The 15688-nt window shown below is 39.0% G+C and carries 17 protein-coding genes; 5 read left to right on the top strand and 12 right to left on the bottom strand.

Translation table 11 applies throughout. The features are described from left to right. Positions 1-129: 129 nt before the first annotated feature. Positions 130-474, bottom strand: a complete 345-nt coding sequence (locus AAEZ18_RS02030; protein ID WP_058373251.1) for an Hpt domain-containing protein — start codon at positions 472-474, stop codon at positions 130-132. Positions 475-611: 137 nt separating this feature from the next. Between AAEZ18_RS02030 and AAEZ18_RS02025 the strand changes: the two genes are divergently transcribed. Then, positions 612-1205 (top strand): tRNA-uridine aminocarboxypropyltransferase, encoded by a 594-nt coding sequence (locus AAEZ18_RS02025; RefSeq protein WP_350593707.1) that lies wholly within the window; start codon positions 612-614, stop codon positions 1203-1205. 32 nt (positions 1206-1237) lie between these two features. Beyond that, positions 1238-2023 carry a CLCA_X family protein gene (locus AAEZ18_RS02020; RefSeq protein ID WP_182677101.1) on the top strand — a complete coding sequence of 262 codons (786 nt, stop codon included), beginning with the start codon at positions 1238-1240 and terminating at the stop codon, positions 2021-2023. A 17-nt stretch (positions 2024-2040) separates the two neighbouring features. On the opposite strand, the gene dcd is transcribed toward AAEZ18_RS02020, so the two are convergent. Together dcd and apbC are read right to left on the bottom strand one after the other, a co-directional pair. Then, positions 2041-2625, bottom strand: coding sequence for a dCTP deaminase (gene dcd, locus AAEZ18_RS02015; protein ID WP_011328000.1), 585 nt, complete (start codon positions 2623-2625; stop codon positions 2041-2043). Between the two features lie 6 nt (positions 2626-2631). After that, positions 2632-3708: an iron-sulfur cluster carrier protein ApbC gene (apbC, locus tag AAEZ18_RS02010; protein ID WP_089368183.1), complete on the bottom strand. Its 1077-nt coding sequence runs from the start codon at positions 3706-3708 to the stop codon at positions 2632-2634. A 176-nt stretch (positions 3709-3884) separates the two neighbouring features. Here apbC and metG point away from each other — a divergent pair, with 176 nt between their 5' ends. Beyond that, on the top strand, positions 3885-5906 hold the full coding sequence (gene metG, locus AAEZ18_RS02005) for a methionine--tRNA ligase (RefSeq protein ID WP_011327998.1): 2022 nt from the start codon (positions 3885-3887) through the stop codon (positions 5904-5906). 78 nt (positions 5907-5984) lie between these two features. On the opposite strand, the gene AAEZ18_RS02000 is transcribed toward metG, so the two are convergent. Next, positions 5985-6773 (bottom strand): hypothetical protein, encoded by a 789-nt coding sequence (locus AAEZ18_RS02000; protein WP_011327997.1) that lies wholly within the window; start codon positions 6771-6773, stop codon positions 5985-5987. A gap of 27 nt (positions 6774-6800) precedes the next feature. After that, positions 6801-6983 carry a hypothetical protein gene (locus AAEZ18_RS01995; RefSeq protein ID WP_011327996.1) on the bottom strand — a complete coding sequence of 61 codons (183 nt, stop codon included), beginning with the start codon at positions 6981-6983 and terminating at the stop codon, positions 6801-6803. Positions 6984-7163: 180 nt separating this feature from the next. On the opposite strand from AAEZ18_RS01995, the gene AAEZ18_RS01990 reads away from it, so the two are divergent. Next, positions 7164-7700 (top strand): Tll0287-like domain-containing protein, encoded by a 537-nt coding sequence (locus tag AAEZ18_RS01990; RefSeq protein WP_182677093.1) that lies wholly within the window; start codon positions 7164-7166, stop codon positions 7698-7700. Between the two features lie 87 nt (positions 7701-7787). Here AAEZ18_RS01990 and AAEZ18_RS01985 read toward each other — a convergent pair whose 3' ends face one another. The 7 genes from AAEZ18_RS01985 to aceK form a co-directional block, all read right to left on the bottom strand. Beyond that, the gene (locus AAEZ18_RS01985) at positions 7788-9344 is read right to left on the bottom strand and encodes a phospholipase D family protein (RefSeq protein ID WP_350593704.1); all 1557 of its coding nucleotides are present in this window, start codon (positions 9342-9344) and stop codon (positions 7788-7790) included. Between the two features lie 111 nt (positions 9345-9455). Beyond that, positions 9456-9980: a DUF2937 family protein gene (locus tag AAEZ18_RS01980; RefSeq protein WP_011327993.1), complete on the bottom strand. Its 525-nt coding sequence runs from the start codon at positions 9978-9980 to the stop codon at positions 9456-9458. Between the two features lie 52 nt (positions 9981-10032). Next, entirely contained in the window at positions 10033-10449 is a 417-nt protein-coding gene (locus tag AAEZ18_RS01975) for a thiol-disulfide oxidoreductase DCC family protein (RefSeq protein WP_338410888.1), read from the bottom strand. Positions 10450-10599: 150 nt separating this feature from the next. After that, the gene (lepB, locus tag AAEZ18_RS01970) at positions 10600-11250 is read right to left on the bottom strand and encodes a signal peptidase I (protein ID WP_338410889.1); all 651 of its coding nucleotides are present in this window, start codon (positions 11248-11250) and stop codon (positions 10600-10602) included. Between the two features lie 141 nt (positions 11251-11391). After that, positions 11392-11643: a DUF2999 domain-containing protein gene (locus AAEZ18_RS01965; protein ID WP_011327990.1), complete on the bottom strand. Its 252-nt coding sequence runs from the start codon at positions 11641-11643 to the stop codon at positions 11392-11394. An 82-nt stretch (positions 11644-11725) separates the two neighbouring features. Further along, the gene (locus AAEZ18_RS01960; protein WP_086995580.1) at positions 11726-12688 is read right to left on the bottom strand and encodes a zinc-binding dehydrogenase; all 963 of its coding nucleotides are present in this window, start codon (positions 12686-12688) and stop codon (positions 11726-11728) included. An 89-nt stretch (positions 12689-12777) separates the two neighbouring features. Beyond that, positions 12778-14556, bottom strand: a complete 1779-nt coding sequence (aceK, locus tag AAEZ18_RS01955) for a bifunctional isocitrate dehydrogenase kinase/phosphatase (RefSeq protein WP_350593702.1) — start codon at positions 14554-14556, stop codon at positions 12778-12780. A 102-nt stretch (positions 14557-14658) separates the two neighbouring features. On the opposite strand from aceK, the gene AAEZ18_RS01950 reads away from it, so the two are divergent. Continuing rightward, positions 14659-15606: a LysR family transcriptional regulator gene (locus AAEZ18_RS01950; RefSeq protein WP_011327987.1), complete on the top strand. Its 948-nt coding sequence runs from the start codon at positions 14659-14661 to the stop codon at positions 15604-15606. Positions 15607-15688: the final 82 nt, after the last annotated feature.

The following is a 15688-nucleotide window of genomic DNA, read 5'->3' as shown; positions in this document are numbered from 1 at the left end:
ACTACCTCTAAAGGGCACGAATAACCCTTAGAATAACTTAGTAAAGACGTAAAACACTAGTCAATTTAGTAACTTAATACTGAAATAAATTCATGTTTAATGCCTAAACCTACGCCTTTACTTATCTGCTTAACGTGATGCCAACCAGTTATTTAATAGCGTTTGAGATTGCGTCACTTGCGTCATTAACTGCGCTGATGCAGCAGTGGCTTGAGCTAAGTTATCGTTATTTAAACTTTGTTCAATTTCACCCGCTACCGCGGCCAAGCTATCGGCACCAAATTGAGCCGCATTCGACTTTAAACTATGAGCGTGGCGCACCGACGCTTCTTTGTCTTGTCCTATTGTGGCCAACACTTCTGAGCCTAAGCGCTCAAATTCCACACAACAAAAGTCGAGAGTAGCTGCAAATTGCTCACCTAATAACGATTCCATACTCTCTAATGCTGCTTCGTTAATACTTACTTCTGTCATATTTTAACCCTTAAAAACAATCTATACTTAATTAACCTTAATCTATAACACTCTATAGCTAAGCGTAAAAAAATCCAACTTAATTACCTTATAAATGTATAATTACTCATAATGTACCTTCACCAAAAGTAGTTTAAATGGCTCGCCCACTGTGTAATTTTTGTTTGTTCGCACTTAATACTTGTATTTGCAGTGCTGTAACCTCTATTAACAATAAAGTAAAAGTAATTATTTTACAGCACCCTAGTGAAGAAAAAGTAACAAAAAACACGGCTAAATTATTAAATTTATGCCTAGCTGATTGCCAAATAATCAAAGGCGAAAGTAATAACGACTTTGCGCAGCTTCGTGCCCTACCTGCCAGCTCAACCGTTTTACTTTACCCTAATGAGCAGGCTATAAATTTAGATAATAACGACGCGCTAAACACACTACTGCCTATTACGCACTTAATTGTTATTGATGGTACATGGAAAAAAGCCTATAAAATTTTACAGCTAAGCTCGCTACTGCAGCGGTTTCAAAGTGTAAGCTTTGCTAATTTACCTAAAAATCGTTACACAATACGTAAAGCTCCCCGCGCAGATAGCTTGTCAACGCTTGAGGCCGTTGCACATAGCTTACAGCTTATTGAACAGTTAAACCCTGCCCCACTTTATAATTTACTTGATGAATTAATACAAAAACAAACCCAACACATGCCTGCTCACGTAAAAGCACGTTACTTATAATTTATGATTAGTTTTTATAAATGATATTAGCGATGCGTAACTATCAAAATAGATTAAAACGCGGCTTTAGCCGTCAAGGTCCCGATTATCGTTTTGACGATCAAGTTGATTTTAGCGATATAAGAGACACTTTCGGTTTTAGATCTATGGTGGTAGGTAAATGGGTAAACAAAGAAGAGCGCTACATTAGTGCAAATTTAATTTATGATGCGCTTGCCGACTTAGCACAAATACTGCACTTACCACCTAAAGCAATTGGCCTGCGCGGTAAACTCAATTTTGCGTTTGGTGCTGGCGGACAAAAGCATGTACAAGCGCATTATAATGCAGCTAGCCAAACGCTTGCACTTGCAAAAAATGCCGGCGGTGGTGCGCTCGCCCATGAATGGTTTCATGCTTTTGATCATCATATAAGTGAGCATTTATTTGCAGCAAAACCACGCTTTGGTTTTGCGTCTAAACTGTGGTTATCAAACACGCCTAATTTATCGCATCCGCTCAATAATACGCTTAATGACTTTTACAAAAACGTGTTTTTAGATGCACAGGGCATTGCTGCAAACCGATTTGTACAAACGTGCATTGAATACGATAAAGCAAAAAATATGAATTACATGAGTATGCCCGAGGAGCTAGCAGCGCGTTGCTTTGAAGCCTGTATAGCCAGCCACCCGCATATAAAAAATAGCTTTTTAGTCAGTGGGCTAAAAAGTAGTGATTTAATATACCCAGATGATGAGCACATTAACGCTGCAAATAAAGCGCTTAACCAATATTTTGAATTACTGGGTTATGCGCTTCATAAGTTAGATGAGTAAAGTGCTTTATTTAATCATTACCTGTCATCGCTAATACGACTTGCTACGGCACTGTTTTGATCTTTGTACTTAGCATCTTTACGCGTATTGTAAGGATTAGCACAAGGGCCTGTAAGTGTTTCAAAACTCATAGCACCAATTTTCATCATAGGTCTTAGTGCTAAAGGGAGTTTACCTGAGTTATAAAACTCTAAAACAATATTACCACTCCAACCGGGATCAATTCGATGCGCGGTTACATGCACCATTAAACCTAATCGTGCCAGCGATGAACGTCCATCTAGCCAGCCTACAATGTCTGCTGGCAGTGTTACTTTTTCATAGGTAATAGCCAGTGCAAGCTCGCCTGGGTGTAAAAAAAATGCTTCGCCTTCATCTAGCACAATTTCGTCGCTCATGATTGACTCCATGGCTTTATTGAGCTGATCTTTAGGGCCACTTAAATCTACATATGCTGCTGTATGTGCATGAAAAGTTCTAAATTTATTACCTAAGCGTAAGTCGGCAGTAACACCCGAAATCATCTCATCTGTAGGTGCAGGCTCAATAACAATACGGCCATCGTTTAGGTATTCTTTAATATGTGTATCTGAAAGTCTCATGGTGTATTAATCATCCGTAATCACAATCTCTACCGAGTTGTGATGCTGTTGATAGTAAAGCGTGCTGGCTATAAGCCGCGCTGCTGCGCTGTAAGTTTTGCTTATTGCTGCCGTGTTATCGCAAGCAATAAGTTTGCCCTGCTCAGAGTATTCTCGAATATCTATTGCAAGCGGAATATGTGATAGCACAGGAACGCCGTGCTTGTGTGCTAGTTTTTGTGCGCCATCTTTACCAAATACGTGGTTTGCCTCGCCGCAGTGGCTGCAAATGTAATGGCTCATATTTTCAATTAAGCCCAGCACTGGCACGTTTACTTTATTAAACATGGCGATGCCTTTTTGCGCATCGGCTAAGGCTAAATCTTGGGGTGTGGTAACAATTACTGTGCCACTTGCCGGTACTTTTTGGCTCATAGTAAGTTGAATGTCACCCGTACCTGGTGGCATATCAACTATAAGGTAGTCAAGCTCGCCCCAATCAGTTTCATTTAGTAGCTGGCTAAGCGCCCCCGATGCCATAGGCCCGCGCCATACAGTGGCGTCATCGCTGGGTACTAAAAAGCCGATTGATTGTGCTTTAATACCGTTTGCATCAAAAGGCTGTAACTGTTTGTTATCTTTAGTGATGGGCTCTGCGCCTACCAAGCCTAAAAGCATAGGGATTGACGGGCCATAAATGTCGGCATCTAAAATACCAACTTTTGCGCCTTCGCTGTGCAGCGCGCCTGCTAAATTAACAGCAGTAGTCGATTTACCCACCCCGCCTTTACCTGAAGCAATAAGCACAATATGTTTAATTGTTTTAAATTTTGCAGGCTCTTTAAGCTCTACCGTGGCCGACACAGTTACTGCCACCTTGAGAGCGTTAGTAACATGCTCTGCCACCATTGGCATTTCCGACTGTGCAGCAAATGGCAAAATTAAAGTAATAGTGAGCGATTTATCGTCGTTTTGGGTGATATTCTTAATGAAGCTTTCATCAATACCCACAGCAAAAGCGGCACTACGATACGCGGCTAAAGCAGCAAAGATCGGTTGTTTTTGCACCGATTTAGAAGAGAATAGTTTCGACAGTCCAAACATAGTAATTAAATAACGTTTCTTTGATGAAAAGTGCCTCGGAATTATGTAACATTCAGGGCATTAACACCAGTCAATTAATACAAATCCACAAGCTGTTGCGTTGTTAGCGCTTAGCTTGTAAATAAATTAATGATTTTCATCCGTTCCTTAATAGGAACCGTCAATTCGGAATGATTATGGCACAGCGAAAGATCCTGATTACCAGCGCATTACCTTATGCAAATGGCCCTACTCACTTAGGTCATTTATTGGAATATATTCAAACTGATATTTGGTCACGTTTTCAAAAACTACAAGGCCACGAAGCCTATTATGTTTGCGCCGACGATGCCCATGGCACGCCTATTATGCTTAACGCGCAAAAGCAAGGGATCACGCCTGAAGAAGCGGTAGAAAAAGTAAGTATTGAGCGTCAACGCGACTTTGCCGACTTTAATATTAAGTTTGATAATTATCACAGTACCCACAGCCAAGAAAACAAAGAGCTGAGTGAGCTTATTTATAATCGCCTAAACGATGCAGGGCATATTAAAAGGCACACTATTTCGCAGTTATTCGACCCAGAAAAAGGCATATTTTTACCCGATCGCTTTGTAACCGGTACGTGCCCAACCTGTAAGTCTGAAAATCAAAATGGCGACAACTGCGACTCATGTGGTGCAACATATAGTCCTACAGATTTAATTAACCCGCGCTCGGTTATGTCTGGTGCTGAGCCTATTTTAAAAGACTCTGAGCATTACTTTTTTGATCTGCCAGCATTTGAAGGCATGTTAAAAGAGTGGTTACACTCGGGTACTATTCAGCAAGAAATGGCTAACAAGCTTGATGAATGGTTTACTGATGGCCTGCAACAGTGGGATATTAGCCGTGATGCGCCTTACTTTGGTTTTGAAATACCAAACGCACCAGGTAAATACTTCTACGTTTGGTTAGATGCGCCTATTGGTTATATGGCCAGCTTTAAAAACCTGTGTGATAAAAAAGGTATCGACTTTGATGCTTTTTGGGCTGCAGATTCAGACGCTGAGCTTTACCACTTTATTGGTAAAGACATTATTTATTTTCATAGTTTATTTTGGCCAGCAATGTTAGAAGGCGCTAACTTTAGAAAGCCAACTAACGTATTTGCCCACGGTTTTGTTACCGTAAATGGCGAAAAAATGTCTAAATCGAAAGGCACGTTTATTAAAGCACGTACTTATTTAGATAATTTAAACCCAGAATATTTACGTTACTATTACGCGGCAAAATTAAGCGGCGGCATTGTTGATCTTGATTTAAACCTAGAGGACTTTGCGCAACGCGTAAACTCAGACCTAGTAGGTAAAGTAGTAAATATAGCAAGCCGTTGTGCAGGCTTTATTACTAAAAAGTTTGATGGCAAGCTAAGCGCAACCGTTATGCAACCCCAGTTGCTTAAAGAATTTCAAGCAGCTGCACCAAGCATTACAGCCCATTACGAAAACCGTGAGTTTAGCCGTGCAATTCGTGAAATAATGGCGCTTGCCGACAAAGCAAACCAATTTATAGATGCCGCAGCACCTTGGGTACTCATTAAAGACGAAACTAAACAACAAGAAGCGCACGAAGTTTGCTCATTAGGGCTTAACTTATTCCGCGTGTTAATTACCTACTTAAAGCCTGTACTGCCTGAAATGGCCGATAACGTAGAAGCATTCTTAAATGACGACCTTGCATGGGACGGCGTGCAAAATGCATTAGTAAGCCACCCAATCAATAAATTTAAACCGTTAATGCAACGTGTAGAAATGGACAAAGTAAATAAAATGGTTGAGGAGTCAAAAGAAAGCTTAGAATCAAAAGTGACCATTGACCCTAATAGCCCACTGGCTAAAGAGCCAATTTGTGATGAAATTGAATTTGACGACTTTGCAAAAGTAGACTTACGCGTAGCAAAAATTGCTAAAGCTGAGCACGTAGAAGGCGCCGATAAACTACTTAAGCTAACACTTGATTTAGGCGGCGAAACGCGCCAAGTGTTTGCGGGTATCAAATCGGCTTACGCTCCAGAGGATATTGAAGGTAAGCTTACTGTTATGGTTGCTAACCTTAAACCACGAAAAATGCGTTTTGGTATGTCAGAAGGCATGGTATTAGCTGCAGGGCCTGGCGGTAAAGAGATTTACATTCTTAACCCAGACGACGGCTCAGAGCCTGGCATGCGTGTAATGTAAGCTTTGCTTATAAATTTATATTTGCGTTAATATTTTTGTTAATGTAAAAAGCCGCTGAATTTATTAGCGGCTTTTTTATTAACCCAGCTTGTAGGTTATATTTATTTTAGCTAAATGAATAACTAAGCATTGCGAGCTAATATAAATTATCCAATTTATATACCTAATTTGTGGAAAGTACCCTTCACCGCTGTTCCCATAAATCCAATATAAACCAATTAATGCATCGGCAATTGCCGCTAATACTAACCCTAAACTAACCAGCCATACTCCCAAAGGTGCGTTTAACCCGCAATATGTATTAAGCAGCACTAAACTCATTAATCCCACACTGGTTATAACAAAACTATGAAGCCCGGTTAATAGCAGTACATAATAACCTGCCTCTGGAATATGCATAAAATAAAAACAAAGCAGCGATATTAATAGCGTGCCCCCTAAATAAGCAGCCACATAATATAATGGATACATAACTAAACTACGGCTCGCCAACAACACAGCAATAAAGAGTAAGCTGTATCCGGGTACAAAAAACCATACAGAGTCAGCTAAATAGTCGTGCTTAATTACCTCGTTATAACGGTAATATTGATTATTTAAATTAAAATTTACCACGTCTCCACAAATGCATAGCACTAAGGAGGCTATACATAATAAGGCAATATAACGTTGTTGTTTGTTTTTAGTGTGTTTATATACCCAGCAGGTAATACTGGCGCTATTAAATAACAAAATAATTAAGGTTATTATTTCAATAGCTAAAAGCACTTTACTCTGTGGTGAAGGCCATAAACCATATATACCTGCAGCTCCCACAAAAAGAGCCGCTAACCAAGCTAAAAACGAAAGCGTAATGTGTTTATTCATAAAACAAATCCACTAAGTTGCTTTACGTTATTGTTTATTTTTGTCAGGGGTAGATTCTGCTTTCATAGTTTGCATCTCTTTTTCTGCTTTTAGCTTACATACGGCCAACTGCTCTAAACGCATGCTTTTAATTGCTTCTAGCGGATCATCAAGCGGTTTACTTTGCTGCGATAATGCATATTTAGCACTGTCATCATTTTTAGTTGTCATTATTAGCTACCTTTTATGTAATTTATATTTTGGGTTTATCATCATTTAGCTAAGCTCTTTGCAGCTATAATTTATACAGTACTTAAATTAACCAGATATCCGGATAATTAGCGATAGAAAAGCTTGAATAAATTATTGCTCAGCTGTACATTAGAATCCTCTAATGTACAAAGGTGTATTATGCGCTCTATTTTATTATTTACCAGCTTGGTTGTTTCATCAAGCGTATTAGCTAATAGCGACGATGCATACTTTGCTCGCAGCACTGTTAAAGCATTTTCAACTGATTTAAAAAATGTTTTAGTAAGTACCATGAAAGCGAGCGGGCCTGTTGCAGCAATTGAAGTATGTAATATCAGTGCGCCAGCTATTGCACTACAACACAGTGCTAAAGAGTGGGAAATTAGTCGTACATCATTAAAAGTGCGCAATCCTAATAACCAAGCTAACGAGTGGTTAAATTCAATACTGCTCGATTTTGAGCAGCGTAAAGAAAATGGCGAACCTATAGCAAATATTGAACATCAAGAACAAAAAGCCGATGCTTGGTATTTAGTCAAAGCAATTCCTACTGGGCAAGCTTGCTTAGCCTGCCATGGTAGTGAATTAAAGCCTGAAGTAAAAAACAAATTAACTGAGCTTTATCCAAGCGATAAAGCGACTGGTTTTAATTTGGGCGATATACGAGGCGCTTTTGTTGTAAAAAAGCACCCTTAAATACTATTATTATTCAAACTGTTAAACCTCTTACCCTGAGTGCTGGTTAAGTATTAATATTGGGGTTACTGCCTTATTTAACACATATTAAAGTAAGTGTTCTACAGGCAGGTAGCCAAATAACCAAGCCTGAAAACGTACCCAGGTGCTGGCCTCTGGCTCAGAGTTTTTACTTACCACTTTAGTGGGTGTAATTGATTCATCTAACCACAGTAAGTCGTGATTAAAACCCCACCAATTCTCAGTTTTAGTGACATCTAATCGCCATGCATGGCGAGGTAACTCTTCTAAAAATATATCTGCTGCTGTGCTTGCCATTTTGTCACTGTAAATTACAACACCTATTTCGGTATTTAAATTAATTGAACGTGGATCTAAGTTCATTGAGCCAACAAAAAGCGTATTACGATCAAAAATCATTGTTTTAGCATGTAAGCTCGCTTTTGATGAACCAGCTAAATCGGTGATTTTTTTATGTTTTGTTTTATCTTTAGATTTAATTTTAGGCTTAGACTTAGGTTTTACTGTAGCGCGTAACTCCCATAATTTAACGCCCGCCTCTATAAGTGACTCACGATAGTTTGCATAGCCGGCGTGCACAACGGGTACGTCGTTGGCCGAGAGCGAATTGGTTAAAATGGTCACATTAGCACCGGTATTAATCCAACGTTTTAAGCTTGCAACGCCTGCATCACCGGGAATAAAATAAGGTGAAACAATTAATGCTTCACTATGTGCATCATTAAGTAAATTACTTAATGCTGGGGCCATATAACCGGTATTATCATCACTCACATTCATTATTTTATCAGGATGATCGTATACTAATTCAGAGTTTGCCCAGTAAAGTGCTAGCTGTCCGCGTAGCAAATTATCAATAATATCCAGTGACTCTAAACGCCGTAGATAGGCTTTACTTTGCTCACTAGTATATATTTTAGCGAGTTGTTTTCGTACTTGTTCTAGTTTAGCTGCACTCGATGCAGGCGCTATATATTTAATCGCTACCGAGAGTGAATGATTCCAATATAAATCAAATGCAGTGGCCACACGCGGGGCAAATTCCCCCACGCCAAGTACATCTAAATCAGAAAAGTTAGTGTAAATATTGGCAGAAAAATAAGTATCTCCAATATTACGGCCACCAATAATAGCCGCCTGATTATCAACAATAAACGACTTGTTATGCATGCGCCTATTGATCTGTTTAAAATTAGTTAAAAAATCAACATAAGGTAAAGTGCGATTTGAAAACGGATTAAATAACCGTACTGACACATTAGGGTGTTGCACCAAGGCACTAAATAAAGCGTCTTGGCTTTCGTGGCCAAAGTCATCTAGTAACATGCGTACCCGCACGCCTCTATCGGCTGCACGAAGTAAGTAATGAGTGAATATTTTGGCCGTAGTATCGTTATGAAATAAGTAATACTGCACATCAATAGACATTTCGGCTTTTTCTATTAATAACAGCCTAGTTGCAAATGCATCAAGGCCATCACCAAGTAGATAGAACCCTGAGCTCGCAGGGTGTTTACTCGCCTCTAATGCTATGCCTTTAGCTAAGCTAGTATTTTGCGTTTTGCTAAATGTATAGCTAGGTTCGGCTTGAACCTTAGGATAACTAGCGCAGCCAAAAAGCATGCTTATAACCATAAATAAACAAAGGGAAATTGCCGATAAATATCGCATAAATGCTATCAGTTCTCATAATATGTGAGCCTAGTTATATAGGTGATTTAAATAATTATACTATTATTGGGCTGGTTTCTCGATAGTGTTAACTTTACTTGCCCTTTTTTTAACTGAGTAAATTGTAAAAGGTAGCATAATTAATTGATTTAATAAAAAACCAAATACTAGCCCAAACGCAATACCGGTAAAAGTAAGCGGTATGCCTAATTTAAAGTTATCAATAGTATTTTTTAATATACCGAAACGGGTGGGAGTAAACATATAAATTAGTTTTTCAAAAAAGTTACCCTGTTTAAATATAGTCATTCCACCTTCTAAATCTGCAAATAAATCAAGGGTTAACAGCTTTTGTTGTGCATCAGTTTTAACACTTGGCTCGCTATTGCGTAAGTGTCTATCAATCATTGCTTTAACACTGGGAAATGCATGCATTTGGGCGGTGGCTTTATAACCATCAACTTGCCATTTTGTTGCCTGATACAAGCCCGCTAAATGTTGCTGATAATGATCCGTAAGTTGCGGTACTTGCAACGCTATAATTAACGCAACAGCAAAGGTTAGCTTATCAAATATTCTTACTATCATGATTAATTCCCCTTAGCATTTGCGTATTAAAGTTAAAAGTCTATTTATAAATTTAATCTAAAAAGCGATCACTTATGTCCGCTGCTGGCAACCAACAAGCATTTGTACGCCCAAACCACTTATAACGTCTAGCACCAATAAAATCATAACCCCAATCTCGTAATGGCCGAGGTATTATGAGTAACACTTGCAACAACGGCCATAAACCCGATAACTGCCCAGCAGTACGAAGTGCCGCTGTTGACTTAAACCAAATGCCACTATCGTCAATAAGCACCACAGAACCCAGCTTACTTGTAGCTTCACTTCCCTGCTGCTTAAGTAAGTTTTTTGCTACAGTTGACTGCAATGACGCAAAGCGAAATTTTTTATATGGATCATGCTCAATCACAAAGCGTACCGAGCCTGTGCATAAATTGCATACGCCATCGAACAGTAATATAGGCGATTTTTTAGTCTTTAAGCTCATATTATTGACTCTGCTGAACAGGTGTTAAAAAATAGCAGGAATATCAAGCTACTATAATTACCATCAATTTACATTCGTTTTATTACTTTATGCAATACAACTCAATGGTATAACCCGGGTTTTTATTTAGCTGCTAAAATACAAACACGCTTATTCCAGCGCTTTTAATAATCGATCAGTTCGCGGTAAATAATAGTTATCGTAATCAAGCGATACAATTACTCGCTCTGCTTTACCTAACATTTCGCTACGCGGGATCAAGCCTATTACGCGAGAATCGGCACTGTTATCGCGGTTATCACCCATGGCTAAATAGTAATTATTCGGGATTGTGATTTTATCAAACCCTGCTAATCGCGACGCTCTATTGGCTACTCTTATTGAGTGTTTATGACCGTTTAAGTTTTCAATTTTATCAAGTGAACCTAAATTACTGTGCAAACTAGCATAGTTAAGCTTTTTACCATTAATAATAAGCTCGTTATCCTCAAGTGACACAGTATCGCCAGGTACGCCTATTACCCGCTTTATTAAGCGGTTATCAGCTTTTTTTGAATCAAATACTATGATATCACCTGCTTGTGGGTCGCCTAACTTCATTAGTGGTATATGCGTAAAGGGTAAGCGTAAGTCGTAAGCCATTTTATTTGTTAAAACTCTGTCGCCTACTTCAATGGTGGGCCGCATAGAGCCTGTAGGTACTTCGTACCAATCGGCAACTGCACTTCTAAATACGCTCATTAACGCAATAAATATGATTAATGAACGGTTATTTTTCCAAAACTTAATCAGTGTTTTCATACAATATTCCCACCATTTTATCGACTAAAACTAAGACGCTAAAAATCAATAGCAGTTCAATTGCTAATGTAACAAAACATGTTTAAGGTGAGCTAAAGTACCAAGGTATAAGGTTATACCTTGGTTAAAAGTACGGAGGGATTACTGATTTAACTTATCTTTTGCGGCTTGTACTTTCGAAAAGTCTAAACCTAACTCGTCTGTCGCTTCTTTAATTAAGTGCGGTTGAGTCATCACTACTGCCATTAGTTGCTGTAGTTTTTCAGGTGGTATACCAAGTTGTTGCACCATGGCCATTGCCATCATTGGGTTTTGCGTTAATGCTTCAAATAGCTCGGCTATTTGCTCGTCGCTAACATTATGATCTTTTAAAGTGGCGATAATTGGATTCATTATTAACCTTATTATGTGTGTTATAACTAAATTATATTGACTACCAGAGACATAAACAATGCCTATACATTACACTACTGGTTTATTCTACACTTAACACTACTTTACCGGCGTTTTCATTGCGCTCTAAAATAGCATGAGCCTCGCTTGCTTGGCTCCAAGGTAGCACTTTATATAAATTAAAATCGTAGCTTTTACTTGCAATATCGCTATAAAAACGCGCTACAAAATCATCTCTTAATGCGCGTTTAAACTCTATACTACGGTTTCTAAGTGTTGATGCATGAAACGAGATACGTTTTTGCAGTAAACGGGCAAAATCAACTTCAGCAAAACGACCATCTAAAAATGCCAGCATTACAATTTGGCAATCCATAGCCGCAACAGCCGCATTTTTGTTTAAATAACTACCCGAAACAGGATCTACAATTGTGTTAGCCGTTAGGTTATTAGCCTTCATATATTCTACAAAATCAGTGGTTTTATAGTTTATAGCATGATCGGCGCCCAGTGCTTTGGCATGTGCACATTTTTCATCTGAACCTGCGGTTATAACCACAGTTGCCCCTGCGCTTTTAGCCATTTGAATTGCAGCACCACCCACACCGCTTGCACCTGCATGAATTAACGCCGTTTGCCCAGCTTGTAATTTACCTAATTCAAACAAAGCACCAAATGCTGTTAAATATACTTCACTTATTGCAGCGCCCTCTCTCATAGACACGTCATCTGGTAACTCCATTAGCTGTTTGGCATCAACCGCAACATATTCACTGTAAGCACCACCAGCACATAAAGCAAAAACGCGTTTATTAAGCCAAATTTTATCAACTTTACCACCAATATCGCAAACGATGCCTGCGCACTCTAATCCTAATATTTGGCTGTCATCTTTTGGCGCCGGATACTTACCTTGGCGTTGCATACAATCGGCGCGATTTACACCAATGGCGGCTACTTTTACCAGTACTTCATGGCTCTTTAAAACCGGTTTATTGGTTTCACTAAATGCAAGTATGCCATCTTCATGAGAAATGTATTTCATTGCCACTCCTAAGCTTTATATAACTAAACGCTATTACTAAACGTTGCATAACTAAATTAATGTAATTTATATATGGGGATCAAAACACCTTATTTAAAGCGCCAACTTTGTTTATATGGATACACGTCGGGTAAATAGCCTTGTTGTACCTGTTGTTGGCACGTTTGCCAAAACTGGGCGTTAAATAAATCGCTGTGATGACTATTAAAAGCATTAAATGCCAATTCATTAGCACTAAAAAACACTTTAAATTGACTCGGAAAAATATCATTTGGCTCTATATCAAAATACGAGTCTGAACTTAGCTCTTCTAGCGCATTTTGCGTTTGCGGCACTTCTCTAAAGTTGCAATCGGTAAGTGGGCAAATTTCGTCATAATCATAAAATACTACCCGCCCCCAGCGCGTAACACCAAAGTTTTTCATCAGCATATCCCCAGGGAAAATATTAGCACCGGCTAAGTCTTTAATTGCTCTGCCGTAATCTAGCATCACTTGTGCAAGTGCTTTGCTGTCGCAATCATTTATATATAAATTAAGCGGGGTCATTTTTCGCTCAACATAAACATGTTTTAAAATAAGCGCCTTGCCCGAAATAATTAAACTGGACCCAATGTGCTCTTTCATTTGTTGCAGCAACTGCTCGCTAAAGCGGCTCAAATCAAACGCTAAATACCTAAACTCATGCGTATCTACCAGTCGCCCTACTCTATCGGCTTGTTTTACAAAGTTGTATTTTTCTTTTACTTGCGCTTTAGTGGCGGTTTTTGGTGCGCTAAATTTATCTTTAATTACTTTATAAACATGGTCTGAGCCAGCAATAGTAAACACTAGCATTACCATACCCGGTGTACCTGGCGCAGCCACATACTTAAAGCTCGCGGGGCTATTTTTAGTGGTATCGACTTTATAACGATAAAACTCTGTTTTGGCATGTTTTATAAAGCCAATCGCATTAAATAGCTCAAAGCGCTGTTTATGCGGCATAAGTACACTTAAGTAATCTACATAACGCGCTGGTTGGTCGGTATCGACCATAAAATACGTGCGCGCAAATCCAAATAGTAAACTTAGTTGGTCGGCGCCCATCATTACCGCATCAATTTTAAGCCCCTTGGGGGTATTTAAAATGGCAATAGCAAAGGGCATATTATCGCCATTTTTAGCAATGCATCGGCCTATTAAGTAACAGGCTTTGTTTCTATAAAAATGTGAATATGCATATTCTATATAGCCGTCGTTTAAGTTTATTAACTCATAAACTTGTCGACATTGTTGCTTAGCACCTTGCGTTAAAGTAGCCTGCAGGGTGGCAACATCTTGGTTTAAATTACTAAATGGCACTCTAAAAACCTGATTAGTGATCAGCGTTTTTATTGCGCTATTAAAACCATGCTGCAATGAAATACGTTTAACTAAGCTGTCGTATGGTCGAGGTTGAGTACGATATTTAGCTTTTAATACAAATAAATGCACAGTACGTATTTTTTTATCGTCCCAAATAGCACCAAAGGTAGAATTAAAAAAAGTATGCGCTATTGGCTCGTTTTCATGATTTTTTACCATGTTGCCATAAATATTTTTAGCTAATTGCCAGGTCTGTGGACAACTTAACTCCGCGTAGGCAATAACCTTTACCGCTTCACTTACACTTTTAACTTGGCGCTCATACACTTGTAAACGCTCGCGCATAGCACTTTGTACCTCGTGATATTGTCGCTGTTCAAAGCGGCTTTGTGCGCCTAAGGTTATATTTAAAAAGGTGGCAAACATAGCTTCAAACCCAGCAAAAACGGCGCGCGCTAACTTAGTCGCAATCACATCTTGCACTGTACTATTTTGCAGTTTATTCGTTATTATATCTGGCATATTTACTAGGCTTATTACGGCTATTATTTTTTAGTTGTTTACACCTTAGCAAGCAGGCTTTAATTTAGATAATTAATACAGTAAATAAATAAGATTGATTAAATGAATATAAGAAATGTCGATCTCAACTTGCTTGTGTACCTAAACGTACTAATAGACGAAAAAAGTGTTTCTAAAGCGGCTAATAAACTCGCACTTACCCAACCTGCTATGAGTAATGCGTTAAAGCGGCTGCGTGACTTATTTGACGACCCGCTTTTGGTGCGGGCTTCAGGCTCTATGGCGCCCACAGCAAAAGCGCTGGCACTAAAGCCCGAAATAGAGTTATTACTTAAAATGGCTGAAGAAATTACTCAGCCCACTGAGCTATTCGATCCGACAAGTGCCAAAGTAACGTTTAGAATTATGGCAAACGATTATTTAGAGTCGACGTTAATCGCCCCTTTTATAACTGAGCAGTTGAGTAAAAACCCAGGAATAAACTTTGATATACTCAGCCCAAGTGATGTAAATCTGCAAGATATGGAAAAAGGCACCATAGATTTAGCAATTAACCGCTTTAATGGCCTACCACGATCGTTTCACCAAGCTACGGTTTGGCGCGATAACTATTGTTGTTTAACGCACCCCAATAATCAATTTTTACAACAGTCGAGCCTAGAAGATTACTTAAAAAGCGAACATATTTGGGTAAACCGTGCAGGTTGGGGGCCTGAGCCCGCTGTTACTAATAAATCTGGTAAGCAAAAGTTAGGATGGGTAGACGAAGCACTGTGGCAATTAGAACAAACTCGAAAAATACGCGTTTTTACACGCCATTACATGATTGCCAGTTTACTGTGCCAGTCAGATAAGTTAATTGCTACATTACCACGTCGCCAAGCTAAGCTGTTAACTACGCATACTAACTTGGTTATCAGCCCAGTACCTTTTCAAATTGTACCTATTGAGGTAAAAATGATCTGGAGCCCATTGTTGCATCATGCATCGGCGCACCAATGGTTACGCAGAGAACTACTGGAATTTGCAAAAACAATTGCCGACAGGTAGTAATACTAGTGCAAAGGTATATAAAATTTACAACGAGTAACTTGCACAGTAGGTGTTGCAAATTACTCGTTAAATTCGCCTA

The organism is Pseudoalteromonas sp. 19-MNA-CIBAN-0066, assembly GCF_040308705.1.
Taxonomy (GTDB): Bacteria; Pseudomonadota; Gammaproteobacteria; order Enterobacterales; family Alteromonadaceae; genus Pseudoalteromonas; species Pseudoalteromonas nigrifaciens.
Note: the sequence above shows the minus strand (reverse complement) of the source record. Positions and strands in the feature narration are given on the sequence as shown.